Below are 18,612 nucleotides of genomic sequence, written 5' to 3' on the forward strand. Positions count from 1 at the left end.
AAGGCCGGCCCGCTCGTCTGCCATGGGTCGCAAGGGGAGAAAATGGTGGAGCTGAGCGGGATCGAACCGCTGACCTCGTCATTGCGAACGACGCGCTCTCCCAACTGAGCTACAGCCCCGTCCACCAGTGCGCGGCATTTAGGATAGGGCCGGGCGGCCTGTCAAGCGCGATATCGGGCCGCGTTCACGAAGCCGTTTGGCTGCGGGCCGCGCTGGCATTCGTTAGGGAAATCCCCATCTCGTCGTGCAAGCCTCGCGCCACGATTCCATCGGCCAGAGAGCCGCAACCGAAAAGGCCGCCGTCCGACATGCTCGCCGTCATCCAAGTCGTCCTTCTGATCCTCAACATCCTGTGGTGGATCATCATCGCGTCGGCGATCCTGTCCTGGCTCTTCGCCTTCAACATCGTCAATCCGCGCAACCAGTTCGTCTCCGTGATCGGCGACTTCCTGTACCGGATGACGGAGCCGCTCTACCGGCCGATCCGCCGCGTCCTGCCCAATTTCGGCGGGCTCGACCTGTCGCCGCTGGTGGTGCTGCTGATCATCTTCTTCCTGCAGCAGATCATCTACATCTACGTCATCCCGGCCGTGTACCGCGCCGGCATCTGACGCAGCCTACCGCTTGGCGAAGGTGGTCGCGGCCAGCGTCAGCGGCCCGACCTCCGTCGGGATGCGCACGCGAACCGGCGCATGGATGCCGGTGTCGCCGATCTCGGCGAAGACGAGGCGGATCACCTTGCCCTTCAGGAACGCCAGACCCTTGGACGAGGTGCGGTAGCCGCTCACCGGCCGCACCGTCGTGGTGCAGACGCTCGCCTCGCCCTCGAACCCGTCGATGCGCACGGTCTCGGTGCCGGCCGGCGTGAGCGGCAGGTCGATGCGGCTCCAGCCGTCGAAGACCTTGAGCGTGCGCCGGCAGAGATCGGCGGGCGTGTCCGCCTTGATCATCAGCCCGCCGAGCGGGTCCACGACGTCGGCGAGCTGCGCCCGGCGGACGGGGACGAAGTCGGCGGGCGCGGGGTTTCGCGCCGGCGGCGCGACCCTGATCGCGGTCACGGAGCCCGCCCGCAGCGACAGGTCGCTGACCCAAGACTTGCCGTCGCTCGTATAGGCGAGCGCGTAGCGGTCGGCCAGAAGCCGGCGCCCGGCGATTCGCCCCGACACCGAGCTCGTGCCGCGCGTCGAGGAGACGAGTTCGGCAAGCCCGGCCGAGGACAGGGTGCCCTCGACCTTGAAGCGCGCGCCGTCGATCGTGGTGCGGAATTCCGCCCGGCCGACCGGCAGGCCGATCAGGGTGATCGCATAGGTCGTCTGCAGGGCGGGCGCCTCGGCTCCCGCCGGCGCGGCCGAAAGGAGGAGCGCGAGGGCGAGAAGGCCGGGCATGGCGTGGGGCATGGGGCTTCTCCGGGGGGGGGCGCGGGACGGCGTGCGAGCCCGTTCTTTGCGCGCGAAGGCGGCGGGATCAAGTCCGGCGACAGCCGCGAGGGCCTTGCGGCTTGACGGGGCCGGCGCACGCCACTATAGGGGCAGTCGATTTTCCGATCATGCCATGGGGTCGATGATCGCGCTGCCGTTCCGGCGGCGGCGCGCCCCGGAAGGCCGTATCGAACGTTTGAAAGGTGATCCCATGTCACGCGCTTGCGAACTGACCGGCAAGGCCGTCCAGACCGGCAACAACGTCAGCCACGCCAACAACAAGACCCGCCGTCGCTTTCTGCCGAACCTGTGCCAGGTGACGCTGATCTCCGACGCGCTCGGCCAGCGCTTCCGTCTGCGCATCTCGGCCCACGCGCTCCGCTCGGTCGAGCACCGCGGCGGCCTCGACGCCTTCCTCGCGAAGGCCGCCGAGCACGAGCTGTCGCAGAAGGCCCGCCTTCTGAAGCGCCAGATCGCCAAGAAGACCGCGACGACGGCCGAAGCCGCCTGAGGCGCTTCGCCCAGCGATCCTTCGAAAGCGCCGCCCCTCGGGCGGCGTTTTCGCGTTTGCCCCTCGAAGCATCGACGCTGGTGCCATACCCCAGCCTAAAAAAATGGAACGACCCGCCGTGACCCTGTCCCGCCGCACCGTCCTGCCGGTGATCGCCATGACGATCATCGTGCTCGCCTCCAACATCGCCGTCCAGTTCCCTGTCCAGGGCACGCTCGGCCCCCTGTCCTTGGCCGACCTCCTCACCTGGGGCGCCTTCGTCTACCCCTTCGCCTTCATCGTCACGGACGTGAACAACCGCCTGTTCGGGCCGGCCGTGGCGCGGCGCGTTGTCTATCTCGGCTTCGCGGCGGCGGTGGTCAGCTCCATCGTGTTTCCGCCGATCCTGCACCGGCTCGGCCTGACGCCCTTCGAGACGGAGGCGGGTCGCCTCCTGCGCATCGCGCTGGCGAGCGGCATGGCCTTCCTGATGGCCCAGCTTCTCGACATCCTGGTCTTCAACCGGCTGCGGCGCCTGTCCTGGTGGAAGGCGCCGCTGGCGAGCGGCATCCTCGGCACGATCCTCGACACCGCCCTGTTCTTCTCGCTCGCCTTCGCGCCGGTCTTCGTTTTCCTCGGCCCCAACGAGCCCTTCGCGCTGGAAGCCGCGCCCCTGTTCGGCCTTCTCGCCCTGGAGGCGCCGCGCTGGGTGTCCTGGGCGCTCGGCGACTTCGGCGTGAAGCTGATCATCGCGGTCTTCGGCCTCGTGCCGTACCGCGTCGCCGTCAACGCCTTCCTGCCCTATCGCGAGGTGCCGACGCCGGCCTGACGGTCCTCGGCGAGGCGGAACTCAAGATAGAGATTGCGCTGGAAGAAGGAGCCGTTATCGTCGGAGACGAGCGACAGGTAGGTGTGGCCGTCCGCGCCTTGCCAGGCGTCCAGCCCTTCCATGTTGTCGATCTCCTGCCCAAGATCGGCTTCCATGATCACCGGACCGTCCACCAGCGCGCCGGGGCGGATGGTGGCGCCGTCGATGCGACGGATGCGCATGCCGACGCGCCCGAAACCCTCGAAGCGCCGCTCCAGGAGAAGGAGGTCGCCGTCCGGCAGGAAGGTGCCGTCCGTCGCAGCCCAGGGCTCGTCGCGCTTTACGGTGAATTGGCCGCGTCCGAGAATGGCGGCCAGAAGATTGCCCTTGGCGTCGATCGACTGCTCCGCCACGACCACGACCGCACCTTTCAGCGGCGAGGACTTCGACGATGCGGCGATCGTCTCCAGCCCGCCATTGCCGCGCAGCTCGCGCTTGGGGATCGGATGCGCCTCGCGCCGCCCGCGCGATTCGAAAGGTGCGAAGGCGGGCGCGAAGGCCTCGATCCGGTGGTCGCGCTCGAAGCTCACCCAGGCCTCGTTGCCGACGATCGCCAGCCCCTCCGCGTCCGCCTCGCCCTTGGAGGGCATGGCGCGGCCCGACTTGTCGAGGATCGGCGCGATGCGCGCATCCGCGATGCCGACCGGACGGCCTTGCCCGTCCCGCCGGATCGCGCCGGCGAACCAGAAGCCGGTGTCCGTCACCGCCAGGAAGCCGGCGCCGTTCGGACGCATGCGGATGGAGGACACGCCCTTCAGTCGCCGGTCGGACGAGGAGTAGGAAAAGCCGCCGACATAGTCGAGCGCGCCGAAGCGCACCGCGTCGCTGCCGATGCCGAAGCGCGCGATTGTCCGCGCCTTGACCTCCGTCTCGGCCGACAGGGCGCGCGGGCTCGGCGCGACGAGCGCGGCGGAAAGAAGAAGACCGACGAGCGCCAGGGAGCGCGCCGCCCCCGCGATGCGCACCGCCATCCTCAGCGCCGCCCGGCGACGCGACGACGGCGGACGGGCATTTCGCCCTCGTCCTCGAAGAGGGCGGCGAGCTGCTCGGTCATGGCGCCCGCCAGTTCCTCCGCGTCGGAAATGGTCACGGCGCGGCGATAGTAGCGCGTCACGTCGTGGCCGATGCCGATGGCGAGCAGTTCCACCGGCGAGCGCGTCTCGATCTCCTCGATCACCGCGCGCAGGTGGCGCTCGAGATAGTTGCCGGGGTTCACCGAAAGCGTCGAATCGTCCACCGGCGCGCCGTCGGAGATCATCATCAGGATGCGCCGCTGCTCGGGGCGGCCGAGCAGGCGGTTGTGCGCCCAGATCAGCGCCTCGCCGTCGATGTTCTCCTTGAGAAGCCCTTCGCGCATCATCAGCCCGAGATTGCGCCGGGCGCGCCGCCAGGGGGCGTCGGCGCCCTTGTAGACGATGTGCCGGATGTCGTTGAGCCGGCCCGGCCGCTGCGGCTTGCCGGCCTTCAGCCAGGCCTCTCGCGACTGGCCGCCCTTCCAGGCGCGCGTCGTGAAGCCGAGAACCTCGACCTTGACGCCGCAGCGCTCCAGCGTGCGCGCGAGGATGTCGGCGCAGGTGGCCGCCACCGTGATCGGCCGGCCCCGCATCGAGCCGGAATTGTCGATCAGCAGCGTCACGATCGTGTCGCGGAACTGGGTGTCGCGCTCCATCTTGAAGGAGAGCGGCTGCATCGGGTCGGTGACGAGGCGCGTCAGACGGGCCGTGTCGAGATAGCCCTCCTCGAGGTCGAAGTCCCAGGCCCGGTTCTGCTGCGCCATCAGGCGGCGCTGCAAACGGTTGGCGAGGCGCCCGACGGCGCCCTGAAGCGAGACGAGCTGCTTGTCGAGAAAGGCACGCAGGCGGTCGAGCTCGGCCTCGTCGCAAAGCTCCTCCGCCCCCACCGTCTCGTCGAAGGTTTCGGAGAAGACGCGGTAGTCCGTGTCGCCGAGGTCGCGCGGCATGGCTTGGTTGGGCCGGCGCGAATCCCCGGGTGTCTCCGAGTCGGGCTCCTCCTCGTCGGAGGGCTCCTCGGCCGTCACCTCCGAGGTCTCGGCCTCCGACATGTCGGTCGATTCCGCCTCGCCCTCGGATTCCTGCGGCTCGGCCTCGTCCTGGCCGGCTTCCTTCTCGGCGCCCGAATCCTCGTTGTCGCGGGTCTGATTGTCGCCGGCCTCCTCCGGGGATTCCTCGTCCTCGGACTGGCTCTCGTCGGCGAGCTCCTCCGCCATCTCCATGGAAACCAGCATGTCGCGGATGGCGCGCGCGAAGAGGCGCTGGTCCTCGACGGTCTCACCCAACCGCTGGAACTTCTGACCCGCCTTGTCCTCGATCCAGTCGCGCCAGACGTCGACCAGTGCCTGGCCGCTCGGCGGCACCGGGCGGCCGGTGAGCTTCTCGCGCACGAGGAGCGCGAGGGCGTCCTCCAGCGGCGCCTCGGCCCGGTCGGTGACCTCCGAGAGGTTGGAGCGGTGGTACTTGTCCTCCAGCATGGCGGCCAGATTGTCGGCGACGCCCGGCATGGCGTTGGCGCCGATCGCCTCGCAGCGCGCCTGCTCCAGCGCGTCGAACACGGCGCGCGCGCCGCGCCCGTCCGGCGAGAGCGTCGCGTGGACGCGCGCGTCGTGGCGCGCCTTGCGAAGCGCCATGGCGTCCGACAGGCCGCGCACCACCGACACGTCGTTCTCGCCCGCGCGCTTGGGCAGCTCCGGCAGGCGGGCGCGGTTGCCCGTCAGTCCCGGCCGCTCGTTGCCGTAGGTGATCTCGAGCTCGGCATCCCCGGCGATGGCACGCATGCAGCCGGCGACGGCCCGCCGGAACGGCTCGCGGTCGGGTGCCTTGCCGCGTGGGGCCTTTGTCGAGTTGTCGCCGATACGGGCCACGAGTGCTAATCCTGCTTGCGGATCCTGGAGTCCAGGCGGTCGATGGGGATGGACTTCACCGGCGCAGCGGACAGACGCACGCTGGCGTCCGGCTGGCGTTCCAGGAACAGGGTCACGATGCCTTGGTTCATGCCGGCGTACTTGACGGAGAAGAAGCCCTCCAGCGTCACGGCACCTTGCCGGAAGCCGAAGCCGCCGTCCGCCACGATCTGCGTGTCCGAGCCCTGGCCCGTGAGATAGGCGATGAAGCGGTCGCCTTCCGTCGAGACGCTGATCCCCTTCTCGGCCTGGTCGGCGCGGATATCGAGGCCGACGATCGTGTCGACCGAATTCGACAGTAAGGCCTCGAGCCCGGGATAGGTCTTGGCGCCGAGCGCCCCCTCGACGCGAAGGATGCGGTCCTGCGTTGCAGACGCAGGAGACGCAAGGCAGGCGAGTGCCGCTGCGGCAAGGAGGAAGGCCCGGCGGGTCGGCATCAGTCGAGCACGAGGTTCGACGCCGCCTCCGGCAGGTCCTCGCCGAAGGCGCGCTGGTAGAACTCGGCGACCAGCGGCCGCTCGAGATCGTCGCACTTGTTGAGGAAGGTGAGGCGGAAGGCGAAGCCGATATCGCCGAAGATCTCGGCGTTCTCGGCCCAGGTGATCACCGTGCGCGGGCTCATCACGGTCGAGAGGTCGCCGTTGACGAAGGCCGAGCGCGTGAGGTCGGCGACGCGCACCATCTTGGAGACCTGGGCGCGGCCTTCCTTGGTCTGGAAGTGCTTGGCCTTGGCCTGGACGATGCCGACCTCGTTGTCGTGCGGCAGGTAGTTCAGCGTGGTGACGATGGACCAGCGGTCCATCTGCGCCTGGTTGATCTGCTGCGTGCCGTGGTAGAGGCCCGTCGTGTCGCCGAGGCCCACCGTGTTGGCGGTGGCGAAGAGGCGGAAGGCCGGGTGCGGGCGGATCACGCGCGCCTGGTCGAGCAGCGTCAGGCGGCCCGACGATTCCAGCACGCGCTGGATCACGAACATCACGTCCGGCCGGCCCGCGTCGTACTCGTCGAAGACGAGGGCGACGTTGTTCTGGTAGGCCCAGGGCAGTATGCCGTCGCGGAACTCGGTGACCTGCCGCCCGTCCTGCACGGTGATCGCGTCCTTGCCGACGAGGTCGATGCGGGACACGTGGCTGTCGAGGTTGACGCGCACGCAGGGCCAGTTGAGGCGGGCGGCGACCTGCTCGATATGGGTCGATTTGCCCGTGCCGTGGTAGCCCGACACCATGACGCGGCGGTTCTTGGCGAAGCCCGCCAGGATCGCGAGCGTCGTCTGCCGGTCGAACAGGTAGTCCGGGTCGATCTCGGGGACGTGGGCTTCGGTCCGGGAAAAGGCCGGGACCTTCAGGTCGCTGTCGAAACCGAAGGTTTCGCGGACGGAGACCATGGCGTCGGGAAGGTTCGCCACTTCCAGTTCCGCTGCACTCATCATACCTCCAGGGGCGCTGCCGCGTTCCGGCAGGCCATTGTCTTGCATGTCGCTTCGGCCGCCGGCGCGTGTCGATCAGGCCCGGAATCAGGCCTTAACAGAAGCCCGACGCCTTCAAAAGCTTGTAGGCCTGGATGACCTCGCGAAGCCGGTCCTCCGAGCCGCGGTCGCCGCCGTTGGCGTCCGGGTGATACTGCTTGACCAGCGCCTTGTAGCGCACGCGGATCGCCTCGCCGCCGGCGGTCTCGGCAAGGCCGAGCGTCGTCAGCGCCTTGACCTCCAGCGTCCTCGCCTTGCGGCGCGGTGCCGCGGCGACCGCCTCGCCGTCGCCGAACAGGTTGAAGCTGTCGCGCGGTCGCGCCCCGTTCCAGCGGCGCGGGCGCCCGCTCGGTTTCGAGGAGGGCATGGCCCCGCCCGAATTGTTGGAGCCCATGGTCCAGGTCGGCCGGTGGCCGGTCAGCGAGTCCTTGAGATACTTCTGGATGTCGTCGTCGCCGAGCCCGGAAAAGTAGTTGTAGGACTTGTTGTAGAGGCGCACATGATCGACGCAGAAGTGGAAATACTGGCCCTCGTGGTCGCGCCCACGCGGGGCCTTGTGCGAGCCCGGCTCCTCGCAGCCTTCCCACATGCAGACGGGCGCGCGCTCCGGCTCCGGCCCCGAGCGGGCGGGGCGGACGCGGATCTTGTCGAAGTATTTGGAGTCGAGCTTCATCAGACTGCGATTATGGGGGCCGGGCCCGTTGCGAACAAGAATTGACAGAACGGAAAACCCGCCCAAAACGGAGAGCCGGCGACGCGCCCAAACCGGCGCGGGGCGCGAGGGTTCACAGACGGACGGGGCGACATCATGACCAAGGCGGCCGAGATCGAGGCGAAGCTGACGCGAGGCTTGGTTCCCGAGCGTCTGGAGGTGGTCAACGAGAGCCATCTCCATGCCGGCCACCACCACGAGGGCAGCGGCCATCACGGCGCCTTCGACGGAACCGGCGAGACGCATTTCCGGGTGCGCGTCGTCTCGGCGGCCTTTGCCGGCAAGAGCCGGCTCGATCGCCACCGCGCGGTCAACGCGCTCCTGGCCGAGGAACTGGCGACCGGCGTCCACGCGCTGGCCATCGAGGCCGCCGCGCCCGGCGAGCCGACGCGGTTCTGACCCCGTGCGCCGCCGCGTGCGTCGCCGCGCGCGGGCGCGGATCGCCGTGGGGCTCCTGTTCGCCTCCGCCCTGTCCTTCACGGCCGGGCTGACGGACGCGATCGGCTTCCTCCTCGCCGGCGACTTCGTCTCCTTCATGAGCGGCAACACGACGCGCCTCGGCATCGCGGCCGGCTCGGGCGACCTCGCGCGCGCCGGCCATCTCCTGGCGCTCCTTCTCGCCTTCGTCTGCGGCAACGCGCTTGGCGTCCTCCTGATGCGCGCCGCGCGCGGCAGCCAGCCGGTGCTGCTCGCCGCGGTCTGTGCGCTCACCGGCCTGTCGGCGGCCTTGGGCCAGGGCGGGCCGGCGATCGTCCTCCTGGTCCTGGCCATGGGCGCGATCAACGGGACGCTGGAGGAGGTGGGGGGCCAGGCGCTCGGCCTCACCTACGTCACGGGCGCCCTGTCGCGCTTCGGGCGCGGGCTCGGCCGGCTGATCCTCGGCGAAGCCTCGCCCGGCTGGTGGGTGCAGTGCGTGCCCTGGCTCGGCATGGCGGCCGGCGCGACGAGCGGCGGCGCGCTGGTGGGCGCCTTCGGCCATGGGGCGATCCTCGCCTCGACCCTCGCCTGCGCCCTTCTGGCCGTCCTGGCGCTCGCGATCCCCGACCGTTGGCGCCGGACCTATCTCGCGCGCCGACCGTACCGGCGGGCGACCAAAGCCGCGGCCTAGGCCGAGAGTTCGTCCGTCAGGAAGCCGCGCAAGGCGTCGGGCGAGACGTCGCGCGCGACGAAGGCCTGGCCGAGCCCGCGCGTTAGGATGAAGGTCAGGCTCCCGCGCGACACCTTCTTGTCCTGGGCGATCCTGTCCATCAGCGCGTCCAGCGTGAAGCCCTCGCCGGGAACTTCCTGGATGCGCGTCGGCAGGCCCGCTGCCTTGAGATGCGCCTCGGCGCGGCCGGCATCCTGGCCGGGGCAGAGCCCCAGCTTCACCGAGAAGCGATGCGCCAGCGCCATGCCGATCGAGACGCCTTCGCCATGGACGAGGCGGGCGGGGTCGTAGCGGGCGACCGATTCCAGCGCGTGGCCGAACGTATGGCCGAGGTTCAGGAGCGCCCGGTCGCCGTCCTCGCGCTCGTCGCCGGCGACGACGGCCGCCTTGGCGCGGCAGCTCTCGGCCACCGCCTCGACCCGCGCCGGGCCGCCGGCGAAGATCGCCGCCCGGTTCGCCTCCAGCCACGCGAAGAAGTCCGGCCGGTCGATCAGGCCGTATTTCACGACCTCGGCGTAGCCGGCGCGGAACTCGCGCTCCGACAGGGTGTCGAGGACGTCCGTGTCGGCGAGGACCAGCGCCGGCTGGTGGAACACGCCGACGAGGTTCTTGCCGCGGGGGGAATTGATGCCCGTCTTGCCGCCGACGGAACTATCGACCTGCGCCAGCAAGGAGGTCGGCACCTGCACGAAGCGCATGCCGCGCCGCGCGATGCCGGCGGCGAACCCGGAAAGATCGCCGATCACGCCGCCGCCGAGCGCCACCACCGCGTCGCCGCGCTCCAGGCGTTCTTCGAGGATGCGGTCCACGACCGCGATCAGGTGGTCGAAGGATTTCGTCGTCTCGCCGGGCGGCAGCGTCAGGAGCGAGGTATCGACGCCGGCCGCCGCCAGCGAGGCGAGGAGGCGGTCGGCATGGAGCCCGGCCACCGTCTCGTCGGAGACGACGAGGACGCGCGCCTTCGGCAGGGCGGCGGCGATGTGCCGCCCGGCGGCCTCGATCAGGCCCGGCCCGATCAGGATATCGTAGCTGCGCGAACCGAGATCCACGCGCACGGACTGGTGGGGAGTGTGCGTCTCGGTCATCCTTGCGCCTTGAACAGGGGATGGCGTTCGAGCTGGTCGAGGATCTCCTTGGCCACCGCCTCGCGCTTCACGTTGCGCGTCTGCACGTGCAAGTCGGCCTCGGCATAGACGGGATAGCGCACGTCCATCAGGGCCTTCAGCGTCGCGCGCGGATCGGGCGTCTGGAGCAGCGGGCGCGTCGGCTTCTTGGAGACGCGCTCCATCAGGACGTCGAGCTCGGCCTTCAGCCAGACCGTGACGGCGCGCTCGGCCAGGAGCTTGCGCGTGCCGGCGTTCATGAAGGCGCCGCCGCCGGTGGCGATGACGCGGGGGCCGTCGTCCAGAAGGCGCGCGACGACGCGGGCCTCCAACGCGCGGAACTCGGCCTCGCCATAGGTGGCGAAGAGGTCCGCGATCGTCATCCGCGAGGCGTCCTCGATCTCGTGGTCCGTGTCGACGAAGGGCAGGTCGAGCATCTGGGCGAGCTTGCGCCCGACCGTGGTCTTGCCGGCGCCCATCAGCCCGACGAGCACGACGGGCCGCAGGGCGGCGCTCGGCACGGACGGGGAGGGGACGGGCATGGCCCCGGAGGTCTCGATCATCGGCTCGGGCGGCAAGAAGGGGCACAATCGGCCCGCGTGAGACCAGAAAAGCCCTGTGCCGTCAAGCGAGACTCCCGGCGTACGGCTGCCCCGGCCCCGCCTCGTTCGCCCTCCATTGAGGCATGCGGGCACTGTCGCTCGCCCGCCTCAGCCTCTAGTGTCCGCCCCGTCCATCGATCGAAAGCCGTGCCGCCCGATGCCCACCCTGACGCGCCTCCTGACCATTCTCGCGCTGTTCGTCGGCGCGGTCTACGCGACGATGGCGGCGCTGGTGGCCTTCGTGGAGCCGGTGCCCGTGCCGGCCACGGTGAAGGTTCCGATCCCGGCCCTGCAGCCGGCTCCCGTCGCGCCCAACACGCAGACGGGCGTCGCCCCATGAGTCGGGACGACGCCTCCATCGACGCCTTCCTGGAGATGATGGCGGTGGAGCGGGGCGCCTCCGCCAACACGCTCGACGCCTATCGCCGCGACCTCGGCCACGCGCGCGGCGCGCTGAAGGCGGCCGGCTCCTCGCTTTCGGCGGCCACCACCGAAGCCGTCCGGGCCTATATGGCCGATCTCGACGCGACGGGGTTCGCCGCCTCCTCGCGCCAGCGGCGCCTGTCGTCACTGCGCCAGTTCTTCAAGTTCCTTTACGCCGAGGGGATGCGGCCGGACGATCCGACCTCGCCGATCGAAGGGTCGCGCAAGCAGCGGGCGATACCCAAGATCCTGTCGGAGGCCGAGGTCGACCGGCTGATCGGCGAGGCGGAGGCCTCGGCCGGGAATCCGGAGCTGCGGGGCGCGCCGCTCGCGCGGGCGCGCCGGATGCATGCGCTGGTCGAGATCCTCTACGCGACGGGCCTGCGCGTGTCCGAGCTGGTCTCCCTGCCACGCTCGGTGCTGCGCTCGCGCGGGCGCCTGATCGTGGTGCGGGGCAAGGGCGACAAGGAGCGCATGGTGCCGATCGGCGAGCGTGCGCGCGACGCGATGGACTTGCTTGCCGCCTCGCTCAAGGACCTGGCCGGCCCGAGCGACGCCTGGCTCTTCCCGGCGCTTTCGGAAAGCGGCCACATGACTCGCCAGGCCTTCGCCCGCGACCTGAAGGATCTGGCGATCCGGGCGGGTATTCCCCCGTCGCGGGTGAGCCCGCATGTCCTGCGCCACGCGTTTGCCAGCCACCTCCTCCAGAACGGTGCCGACCTTCGCGTCGTGCAGGAGCTCCTCGGCCACGCCGACATCGGCACCACGCAGATCTACACCCATGTCCTGGAGGAACGGCTCCTGGCTCTGGTCACCGATCACCATCCCCTGTCGGGCGGCGCCGACTGAGATGCCGCGCTTCCGGACATTCGCCCGCCTTTCTTGACATTCGCAAGGCGGATCGCCAGTTTGCGCGCCGACGCGAACCCCAAGGTTCGGCGTGCGGCCGAGCCAGCCGGCCGGCCGTTCGGGCCGGCGGGCGCAAGGCGCCGCCTCCCGAACCGCCACAGGACGGCGCAAGGCCCGGCTGGATGCACAACTATCTCGACTTCGAAAAGCCCGTCGCCGATCTCGACAGCCAGATCATCGAACTCAAGAAGATCGGCGACACCGAGGGGCGCATCGACGTCTCGGAGGACATCCAGCGCCTGGAGACCCGCTCCGCGGAAGCGCTGGCCGACCTCTACCGCAAGCTGACGCCTTGGCAGAAGACGCAGGTCGCCCGCCACCCCGACCGTCCGCACTGCGTGGACTACCTGTCCGCCCTCGTCACCGACTTCACGCCGCTCGCGGGCGACCGCTACTTCGCCGAGGACCATGCGATCATCGCCGGCTTCGGGCGCTTCAAGGGGCGGCCGGTCGCGGTGATCGGGCAGGAGAAGGGGTCCGACACCCAGACCCGGCTCAAGCACAATTTCGGCATGGCGCGCCCCGAAGGCTACCGCAAGGCCGTGCGCATCATGGAGATGGCCGAGCGCTTCGCGCTGCCCGTGGTGACGCTGGTGGATACGGCCGGCGCCTATCCCGGCATCGGCGCTGAGGAGCGCGGCCAGGCCGAGGCCATCGCCCGCTCGACGCAGGTCTGCCTCGGCCTGTCGGTGCCGCTGGTCTCCCTGATCATCGGCGAGGGGGGCTCGGGCGGCGCCATCGCGATCGCGGCGGCCAACCGCGTCCTGATGATGGAGCACGCGATCTATTCGGTGATCTCGCCGGAAGCGGGCGCCTCCATCCTGTGGCGCGATTCGAGCCGCGCCAAGGACGTCGCCCAGGCGATGAAGATCACCGCGCAGGACCTGAAGGGATTCGGCGTGATCGACGAGATCGTGCCCGAGCCGACGGGCGGCGCTCATCGCGGGCGCGAGCGGGCGATCGAGACGGCGGGCGAGCGGATCGAGGCGGCGCTCGACGAACTCTCCGCCCTGTCCGGCGACGAACTGAAGCGCCAGCGCCGCGAGAAGTTCCTCTCCATCGGGCGCGATCTCAAGGTCTGAATCCGTCCGATCCGGAGCCGTCACGCGAGCTTTGCCTTCAAACGGTCTTCGATCGGCGATATGGAAGCCTCGGCGGGTCTCTTCGAGGCCTTGCCGGAGGGGAAAGAATTTTCGGACATTTCCCGCCCGGTCGTTAATCTTCCGGTAACCGTCCCGGTCCGAAAAGAGGGGTACCGTCCCGACCTGCGCCTTGCGGGTCCGGGCGCGAAGGGATCGGTTCGAGGGCCGGGCAGCAGACCTGCCGGTCCGCATCGTGGGGATCTGGAATGACGGCACGACGTCTTGGGACGATGGCGTTTCTGGCGCTCGGTCTCATGGCCCTGTCGGGGTGCCAGCAGGACGACGTCTTCGCGGACCTCGTCGGCCCCAACGCCCCGCTGCCGCCCGCGCTCATGAAGGTCATCCGGTCCAAGGACATGGGCGAGAACTCGCCCATCCTGGTGCGCATCTACAAGGAGGAGTCGGAGCTCGAGGTCTGGAAGCAGACGACCGACGGCAGTTTCGCGCTCCTCAAGACCTATCCGATCTGCGCCTGGTCCGGCCAGCTCGGCCCCAAGCGCAAGGAGGGCGACCGCCAGGCGCCCGAAGGCTTCTACCACCTGACGCCCGGCCAGTTGAACCCGACCTCGAACTACCACCTCGCCTTCGACATGGGCTATCCCAACGCCTACGACCGGGCGAACGAGGCCTCCGGCACCCATCTGATGATCCACGGCTCCTGCAACTCGTCGGGTTGCTACGCCATGGACAACTGGCAGATGGAGGAGCTCTACGCGCTCGCCCGCCACGCCTTCCAGGGCGGCCAGACCTCCATCCAGATCCAGGCGCTGCCCTTCCGCATGACGCCCCAGAACATGGCGCGGCACCAGAACTCGCCGCATGTCGCCTTCTGGAAGATGCTGAAGGAGGGCACCGACCGTTTCGACCTCACGCACAAGCCGGTGGCCGTTGCCGTCTGCGAGAAGCGTTACGTCTTCGACGAGACGCTGACGGACGGGCGCAAGCTCGACGCCAACGGCCAGTGCCCGGCGGTGCAGACGCCGGCCGAGCTTCTCGCCAAGCGCATGGCCGACGAAGAGCTGCAGAAAAAGATCGCGGCCACCATGGCGCCGGAGGACTTCGCCGTCACCGTGTCGTCCACCTACAAAACCGGCACGCCGATCTCCGCCGAGGCCTATGCCGCCGAGCAGCACCGCCGCGAGGGCTACGACCGCGACGGCCGGCCGCTCCAGACCGCGCGCTCCTCGATGTTCAAGAACCTCCTGCAGAAGAAGCCGGCCCTGCCGGGCGGTGCCGACTGATCACCGCGAAGGTCCGTTCAACGTGAAAGGGCCGGTCGCCTCGCGGCGACCGGCCCTTCTTGCTTTCCCTCGCGTGCCCGCCTCAGGCGAACTGCGCGTAGGCGCCGTGGCAGTGCTTGAACTTCTTGCCGGAGCCGCAGGGGCAGGGCTCGTTGCGTGCCACCTCGCCCCAGGTTTCCGGCCGCTCGGGGTCGCGCTGGAGACGGTCCGCGCCGGGCGGGTTGAAGTCGGCGGTAAGGCGCGCCGCGCCCCGGCCGAACTCGTCCTCGCCCGTGGTGGCGTCGATATGGTGCGGCTGCATCTCGGGCAGCACCGGCTCGTCGGTCTCGGGGCGCACCAGCTCGACGCGCATGAGCTGCTGCGTGACGCGCTCGCGCAGCTGGTCCAGCATCACCTGGAAGAGCTCGAAGGCCTCGGACTTGTACTCGTTCAAGGGGTCGCGCTGCGCATAGCCGCGGAAGCCGACGGCCGAGCGCAGGTGGTCGAGGTTGACGAGGTGCTCGCGCCACAGGGCGTCGATCGTCTGCAGCACGACGGAGCGCTCGATATAGCGCATGATGTCGCCGCCGAAGCGCTCCTCGCGGTCGGCGGCGGCCTTGTCCACCGCCTCGAAGATGCGCTTCTTGACGTCCTGATCGTCGATGCCCTCCTCGTCCGCCCAGGCGGCGATGGGCAGGTCGAGGTTCAGGAACTCGCGGATCTCCTCCGTGAGTTCGGCCGTCTCCCACTGCTCGGGATAGGCGTTCTCCGGCATGCGCTTGGCGACCAGCGTCTCGATCAGCTCGTGGCGCATGTCGGCGACGGTCTCGGCGAGCGACCCCGCGTCCATCAGTTCGAGCCGCTGCTCGAAGATGACCTTGCGCTGGTCGTTCATCACGTCGTCGTATTTCAGGAGGTTCTTGCGGATGTCGAAGTTGCGCGCCTCGACCTTCTTCTGCGCCTTCTCCAGGGCCTTGTTGATCCAGGGATGGACAATGGCCTCGTCCTCCTTGAGCCCGAGACGCGTCAGCATCGTGTCCATGCGCTCGGACCCGAAGATGCGCATCAGGTCGTCCTGGAGCGACAGGTAGAACTTGGAGCGGCCGGGATCGCCCTGGCGGCCCGAGCGGCCGCGAAGCTGGTTGTCGATGCGGCGCGATTCGTGGCGCTCGGTGGCCAGCACGTAGAGGCCGCCGGCGGCGAGCGCCTCGCCCTTGAGGCGCTGGATGTCCGCCTTCAGCGCGGTGATCGCCGCCTCGCGCTCGGGGCCTTCGGGCATCTCGGCGAGCTCGCGCTCGATGCGCATGTCGAGATTGCCGCCCAGCTGGATGTCGGTGCCGCGGCCGGCCATGTTGGTGGCGAGCGTCACGGCGCCGGGAACGCCGGCCTGCGCCACGATATAGGCTTCCTGCTCGTGGTAGCGCGCGTTCAGGACCTGGAAGTCCTTGAGGCCCTCGCCGCGCAGACGCTCGGCCAGCATCTCGGACTTCTCGATCGAGGTCGTGCCGACCAGGATCGGCTGCCGCCGCTCGGCCGCCGCCTTGATCTCCTTGGCGATGGCGCGGAACTTCTCCTCGGCCGTCCGGTAGACCTCGTCGTCCTCGTCCTGCCGGATCACGGGCAGGTTGGTCGGGATTTCCACGACGTCGAGCCCGTAGATGTCGGCGAACTCGGCCGCTTCCGTCGCCGCCGTGCCGGTCATGCCGGCGAGGCGGTTGTACATGCGGAAGTAGTTCTGGAAGGTGATGGAGGCGAGCGTCTGGTTCTCGGGCTGGACCGTGACACCTTCCTTGGCCTCCAGCGCCTGGTGCAGGCCTTCGGAGAAGCGGCGGCCCGGCATCATGCGGCCGGTGAACTCGTCGATGATGACGATCTCGTCGCCCCGGACGATGTAGTCCTTGTCGCGCTGGAAGAGCTTGTGGGCCTTCAAGGCGTTGTTCACGTGGTGAACGATGGTGACGTTCTCGATGTCGTAGAGCGAAGGGCCGTGCAGGTGGCCGGCCGCCTCCAGCATGCGCTCGAGCTTCTCCGTGCCGTCTTCGGTGAAGGAGACCTGGCGCTGCTTCTCGTCGACCTCGTAGTCCTCGGCGACGAGCTGCGGGATGAAGCTGTCGATCGTGCGGTAGAGGTCGGAGCGGTCGTCCAGCGGCCCGGAAATGATGAGCGGCGTGCGAGCCTCGTCGATCAGGATCGAGTCCACCTCGTCGACGAGGGCATAGAAGTGGCCGCGCTGGACCATCTGGCCGCGCTCGTACTTCATGTTGTCGCGGAGGTAGTCGAAGCCGAGCTCGTTGTTGGTGGCGTAGGTGATGTCGCAGGCATAGGCCGCGCGGCGCTCGTCGTCGTTCATGCCGTGGACGATGACGCCGACCGACAGGCCGAGGAAGTTGTAGACCCGGCCCATCTGGCCGCTATCGCGCGTGGCGAGGTAGTCGTTCACGGTGACGACGTGGACGCCCTTGCCCTCCAGCGCCTTGAGGTAGACCGGCAGGGTGCCGACCAGCGTCTTGCCCTCGCCGGTGCGCATCTCCGCGATGGCGCCGCCCGCCAGCACCATGCCGCCGATCATCTGCACGTCGAAGTGGCGAAGGCCGAGCGCGCGCTTGGAGGCCTCTCTTACCGTCGCGAAGGCGGGAACCAGAAGGTCGTCCGTGGTCTTGCCGGCGGCGAGCTGGGCGCGGAACTCGGCGGTGCGGGCGCGGAGCTGGTCGTCGGAAAGCTGCGAGAGCTCGGCCTCCAGCGCGTTGATCGCCTTGACCATAGGCTCGAACTTGCGGACCCGGCGCGAGTTGGAGGACCCCAGCAGCTTGCGGGCCAGACCGCCGAAACTCACCATCCAAAACGTCCTTCCAGGAAACGAGATTGTCGCGGGCGCGGGGCGCCTCGCTCGTCCACCGCCGGGGATCGTCGCCGATCCGGCTCAACGCGAGAGGACACGCGGCGGCTGGACTTTCAGAACGTGGGAGAGATAAGAGGGCCTCCGGAGGAAGTCAACGCCGCCTCCCATGCGCGCGTCCGGCCCTCAAAACACCGCAAAGTCGGCTCTTTGCGATGGGCGGGAGCGATCCGCGCATCCCCGCCGCCGGGCGACCCGCACCCGGCATGTCGCCCTTGTTTTGTCGTTGACGGGAAGGCTTCCGCTTCATGCTCACTTCGCTCCGCCTGGCGCTCGCCACCTCCGGTCTCGTGCTTGCCGCGCTGGCCGGCAGCGCCCATGCGCAGGACGCCGCCGCCCCGGCCGCGCCGGCGCCCGCCGCCGCCCCCGCGCCGGTCGCGCCGGAGACGGTGCTGGTCACGGTCGGCGGCTCGCCGATCACCGAGGGCGACCTCCAGGCCGCCGGCGCCGATCTCGGCACCCAGTTCGCCCAGCTGCCGCCCGACCAGCGGCGGCTCGCCACCCTCGCGGCCCTGATCGACATCAAGGCGCTCGCCGCCAAGGGCGAGGCCGAGAAGCTCGGCGACGATCCCGAGACGGCCCGCCGCATCGCCTTCCTGCGCGAGCGCGCGCTTCACAACGCCTATTTCGAGAAGCACGGCATCGCCGCCATCACCGACGCCGAGGTGCGCGCGCGCTACGACAGGGAAGTGGCCGCGATGAAGCCGGTCGAGGAGGTGCACGCCAAGCATATCCTCGTGCCCACCAAGGAAGAGGCCGAGGCCGCGATCAAGGAACTCGACGGCGGCAAGGACTTCGACGCGCTGGCCGCCGAGAAGTCCACCGGCCCGACCGGCCCGCAGGGCGGCGACCTCGGCTTCTTCGGCCCCGGCCAGATGGTGCCGGCCTTCGAGACGGCGGCCTATGCGCTCGAGCCCGGTACCTACACCAAGGAGCCGATCCAGACCCAGTTCGGTTGGCACGTCATCAAGGTCTTGGAGAAGCGCCCGCAGCAGCCGCCGGCCTTCGAGCAGGTGGCCGACCAGGTGCGCCAGGTCGTGATGCGCGAGAAGTATGTCGAGCTGGTCCAGGCCGCGCGCGGCGAATCCGACGTGACCTACGAGGATCCCGCGCTGAAGGCGCAGGTCGAGACCATGGAAAAGGCCATGTCCGGCGGGGGCGAGGACCCGGAGGCCGCCGCCGACGCGGCCGAGACCGAGGCCGCGCCGGCCCCGGCTCCCGCCCAGTAAGACCATCGTCCATCGCATCGGGAAATGGGCGTCGGAGCCGATCCGGCGCCCTTTTCGTGTCGGGCCGCCATCGT

At 69.4% G+C, this 18,612-nt stretch carries 19 protein-coding genes and 1 tRNA gene; 10 read left to right on the forward strand and 10 right to left on the reverse strand.

The features are described from left to right. Window positions 1-43: 43 nt before the first annotated feature. A tRNA-Ala gene (locus O5O54_RS03615) sits at window positions 44-119 on the reverse strand. 189 nt (window positions 120-308) lie between these two features. Between O5O54_RS03615 and O5O54_RS03620 the strand changes: the two genes are divergently transcribed. Next, on the forward strand, window positions 309-611 hold the full coding sequence (locus O5O54_RS03620; protein ID WP_279479004.1) for a YggT family protein: 303 nt from the start codon (window positions 309-311) through the stop codon (window positions 609-611). A 6-nt stretch (window positions 612-617) separates the two neighbouring features. On the opposite strand, the gene O5O54_RS03625 is transcribed toward O5O54_RS03620, so the two are convergent. After that, a complete protein-coding gene (locus tag O5O54_RS03625; protein WP_279479005.1) occupies window positions 618-1,397 on the reverse strand; it encodes a DUF3108 domain-containing protein in 780 nt (259 codons plus the stop codon). A gap of 232 nt (window positions 1,398-1,629) precedes the next feature. Here O5O54_RS03625 and rpmB point away from each other — a divergent pair, with 232 nt between their 5' ends. Both rpmB and O5O54_RS03635 read left to right on the forward strand, forming a co-directional pair. Further along, entirely contained in the window at window positions 1,630-1,929 is a 300-nt protein-coding gene (gene rpmB, locus O5O54_RS03630; RefSeq protein ID WP_279479006.1) for a 50S ribosomal protein L28, read from the forward strand. Window positions 1,930-2,047: 118 nt separating this feature from the next. After that, window positions 2,048-2,737 carry a queuosine precursor transporter gene (locus O5O54_RS03635; RefSeq protein WP_407061656.1) on the forward strand — a complete coding sequence of 230 codons (690 nt, stop codon included), beginning with the start codon at window positions 2,048-2,050 and terminating at the stop codon, window positions 2,735-2,737. Here O5O54_RS03635 and O5O54_RS03640 read toward each other — a convergent pair. The 5 genes from O5O54_RS03640 to O5O54_RS03660 all read right to left on the reverse strand — a co-directional run bounded on the left by O5O54_RS03640 (window position 2,710) and on the right by O5O54_RS03660 (window position 7,828). After that, window positions 2,710-3,747 (reverse strand): esterase-like activity of phytase family protein, encoded by a 1,038-nt coding sequence (locus tag O5O54_RS03640; protein ID WP_279479007.1) that lies wholly within the window; start codon window positions 3,745-3,747, stop codon window positions 2,710-2,712. The genes O5O54_RS03635 and O5O54_RS03640 overlap by 28 nt on opposite strands. Before the next feature lie 2 nt (window positions 3,748-3,749). Further along, window positions 3,750-5,654 carry a cobaltochelatase subunit CobT gene (cobT, locus tag O5O54_RS03645; RefSeq protein ID WP_279479008.1) on the reverse strand — a complete coding sequence of 635 codons (1,905 nt, stop codon included), beginning with the start codon at window positions 5,652-5,654 and terminating at the stop codon, window positions 3,750-3,752. Between the two features lie 5 nt (window positions 5,655-5,659). Then, entirely contained in the window at window positions 5,660-6,130 is a 471-nt protein-coding gene (locus O5O54_RS03650) for a hypothetical protein (protein WP_279479009.1), read from the reverse strand. Next, window positions 6,130-7,116 carry a cobaltochelatase subunit CobS gene (gene cobS / locus O5O54_RS03655; RefSeq protein WP_279479010.1) on the reverse strand — a complete coding sequence of 329 codons (987 nt, stop codon included), beginning with the start codon at window positions 7,114-7,116 and terminating at the stop codon, window positions 6,130-6,132. Before cobS ends, O5O54_RS03650 begins: the two co-directional genes overlap by 1 nt. Window positions 7,117-7,210: 94 nt before the next feature. After that, window positions 7,211-7,828, reverse strand: a complete 618-nt coding sequence (locus O5O54_RS03660; protein ID WP_279479011.1) for a J domain-containing protein — start codon at window positions 7,826-7,828, stop codon at window positions 7,211-7,213. 135 nt (window positions 7,829-7,963) lie between these two features. On the opposite strand from O5O54_RS03660, the gene O5O54_RS03665 reads away from it, so the two are divergent. Then, window positions 7,964-8,266 (forward strand): BolA family transcriptional regulator, encoded by a 303-nt coding sequence (locus O5O54_RS03665; RefSeq protein ID WP_279479012.1) that lies wholly within the window; start codon window positions 7,964-7,966, stop codon window positions 8,264-8,266. A 4-nt stretch (window positions 8,267-8,270) separates the two neighbouring features. Beyond that, window positions 8,271-8,975, forward strand: a complete 705-nt coding sequence (locus tag O5O54_RS03670) for a YoaK family protein (protein WP_279479013.1) — start codon at window positions 8,271-8,273, stop codon at window positions 8,973-8,975. On the opposite strand, the gene aroB is transcribed toward O5O54_RS03670, so the two are convergent. Further along, window positions 8,972-10,099, reverse strand: a complete 1,128-nt coding sequence (aroB, locus tag O5O54_RS03675; RefSeq protein WP_279479014.1) for a 3-dehydroquinate synthase — start codon at window positions 10,097-10,099, stop codon at window positions 8,972-8,974. The genes O5O54_RS03670 and aroB overlap by 4 nt on opposite strands. Then, on the reverse strand, window positions 10,096-10,680 hold the full coding sequence (locus tag O5O54_RS03680; RefSeq protein ID WP_407061657.1) for a shikimate kinase: 585 nt from the start codon (window positions 10,678-10,680) through the stop codon (window positions 10,096-10,098). Before O5O54_RS03680 ends, aroB begins: the two co-directional genes overlap by 4 nt. 196 nt (window positions 10,681-10,876) lie before the next feature. Between O5O54_RS03680 and O5O54_RS03685 the strand changes: the two genes are divergently transcribed. The 4 genes from O5O54_RS03685 to O5O54_RS03700 all read left to right on the forward strand — a co-directional run bounded on the left by O5O54_RS03685 (window position 10,877) and on the right by O5O54_RS03700 (window position 14,434). After that, on the forward strand, window positions 10,877-11,059 hold the full coding sequence (locus O5O54_RS03685; protein ID WP_279479015.1) for a hypothetical protein: 183 nt from the start codon (window positions 10,877-10,879) through the stop codon (window positions 11,057-11,059). Further along, window positions 11,056-11,991, forward strand: a complete 936-nt coding sequence (locus tag O5O54_RS03690) for a site-specific tyrosine recombinase XerD (RefSeq protein WP_279479016.1) — start codon at window positions 11,056-11,058, stop codon at window positions 11,989-11,991. Before O5O54_RS03685 ends, O5O54_RS03690 begins: the two co-directional genes overlap by 4 nt. Window positions 11,992-12,173: 182 nt before the next feature. After that, window positions 12,174-13,133 (forward strand): acetyl-CoA carboxylase carboxyltransferase subunit alpha, encoded by a 960-nt coding sequence (locus O5O54_RS03695; RefSeq protein WP_279479017.1) that lies wholly within the window; start codon window positions 12,174-12,176, stop codon window positions 13,131-13,133. 266 nt (window positions 13,134-13,399) lie between these two features. Beyond that, entirely contained in the window at window positions 13,400-14,434 is a 1,035-nt protein-coding gene (locus O5O54_RS03700) for a murein L,D-transpeptidase (RefSeq protein ID WP_279479018.1), read from the forward strand. Window positions 14,435-14,516: 82 nt separating this feature from the next. Here O5O54_RS03700 and secA read toward each other — a convergent pair whose 3' ends face one another. Next, window positions 14,517-17,249: a preprotein translocase subunit SecA gene (gene secA / locus O5O54_RS03705; protein WP_279479019.1), complete on the reverse strand. Its 2,733-nt coding sequence runs from the start codon at window positions 17,247-17,249 to the stop codon at window positions 14,517-14,519. A gap of 308 nt (window positions 17,250-17,557) precedes the next feature. On the opposite strand from secA, the gene O5O54_RS03710 reads away from it, so the two are divergent. Next, entirely contained in the window at window positions 17,558-18,538 is a 981-nt protein-coding gene (locus tag O5O54_RS03710; protein ID WP_279479020.1) for a peptidylprolyl isomerase, read from the forward strand. Window positions 18,539-18,612: the final 74 nt, after the last annotated feature.

The sequence above is a fragment of the Aureimonas sp. SK2 genome (assembly GCF_029813115.1).
Taxonomy (GTDB): domain Bacteria; phylum Pseudomonadota; class Alphaproteobacteria; order Rhizobiales; family Rhizobiaceae; genus Aureimonas.

Excerpts from the sequence above, each read along its gene's own strand:
- O5O54_RS03620 (WP_279479004.1), top strand. The coding sequence starts at position 309 with ATGCTCGCCGTCATCCAAGTCGTCCTTCTGATCCTCAACATCCTGTGG.
- O5O54_RS03650 (WP_279479009.1), bottom strand. The coding sequence starts at position 6,130 with ATGCCGACCCGCCGGGCCTTCCTCCTTGCCGCAGCGGCACTCGCCTGC.
- O5O54_RS03640 (WP_279479007.1), bottom strand. The coding sequence starts at position 3,747 with ATGGCGGTGCGCATCGCGGGGGCGGCGCGCTCCCTGGCGCTCGTCGGT.
- O5O54_RS03710 (WP_279479020.1), top strand. The coding sequence starts at position 17,558 with ATGCTCACTTCGCTCCGCCTGGCGCTCGCCACCTCCGGTCTCGTGCTT.
- rpmB (WP_279479006.1), top strand. The coding sequence starts at position 1,630 with ATGTCACGCGCTTGCGAACTGACCGGCAAGGCCGTCCAGACCGGCAAC.
- O5O54_RS03665 (WP_279479012.1), top strand. The coding sequence starts at position 7,964 with ATGACCAAGGCGGCCGAGATCGAGGCGAAGCTGACGCGAGGCTTGGTT.
- aroB (WP_279479014.1), bottom strand. The coding sequence starts at position 10,099 with ATGACCGAGACGCACACTCCCCACCAGTCCGTGCGCGTGGATCTCGGT.
- secA (WP_279479019.1), bottom strand. The coding sequence starts at position 17,249 with ATGGTGAGTTTCGGCGGTCTGGCCCGCAAGCTGCTGGGGTCCTCCAAC.
- O5O54_RS03695 (WP_279479017.1), top strand. The coding sequence starts at position 12,174 with ATGCACAACTATCTCGACTTCGAAAAGCCCGTCGCCGATCTCGACAGC.
- O5O54_RS03680 (WP_407061657.1), bottom strand. The coding sequence starts at position 10,680 with ATGATCGAGACCTCCGGGGCCATGCCCGTCCCCTCCCCGTCCGTGCCG.
- O5O54_RS03660 (WP_279479011.1), bottom strand. The coding sequence starts at position 7,828 with ATGAAGCTCGACTCCAAATACTTCGACAAGATCCGCGTCCGCCCCGCC.
- O5O54_RS03625 (WP_279479005.1), bottom strand. The coding sequence starts at position 1,397 with ATGCCCCACGCCATGCCCGGCCTTCTCGCCCTCGCGCTCCTCCTTTCG.
- O5O54_RS03700 (WP_279479018.1), top strand. The coding sequence starts at position 13,400 with ATGACGGCACGACGTCTTGGGACGATGGCGTTTCTGGCGCTCGGTCTC.
- O5O54_RS03690 (WP_279479016.1), top strand. The coding sequence starts at position 11,056 with ATGAGTCGGGACGACGCCTCCATCGACGCCTTCCTGGAGATGATGGCG.
- O5O54_RS03685 (WP_279479015.1), top strand. The coding sequence starts at position 10,877 with ATGCCCACCCTGACGCGCCTCCTGACCATTCTCGCGCTGTTCGTCGGC.
- cobS (WP_279479010.1), bottom strand. The coding sequence starts at position 7,116 with ATGAGTGCAGCGGAACTGGAAGTGGCGAACCTTCCCGACGCCATGGTC.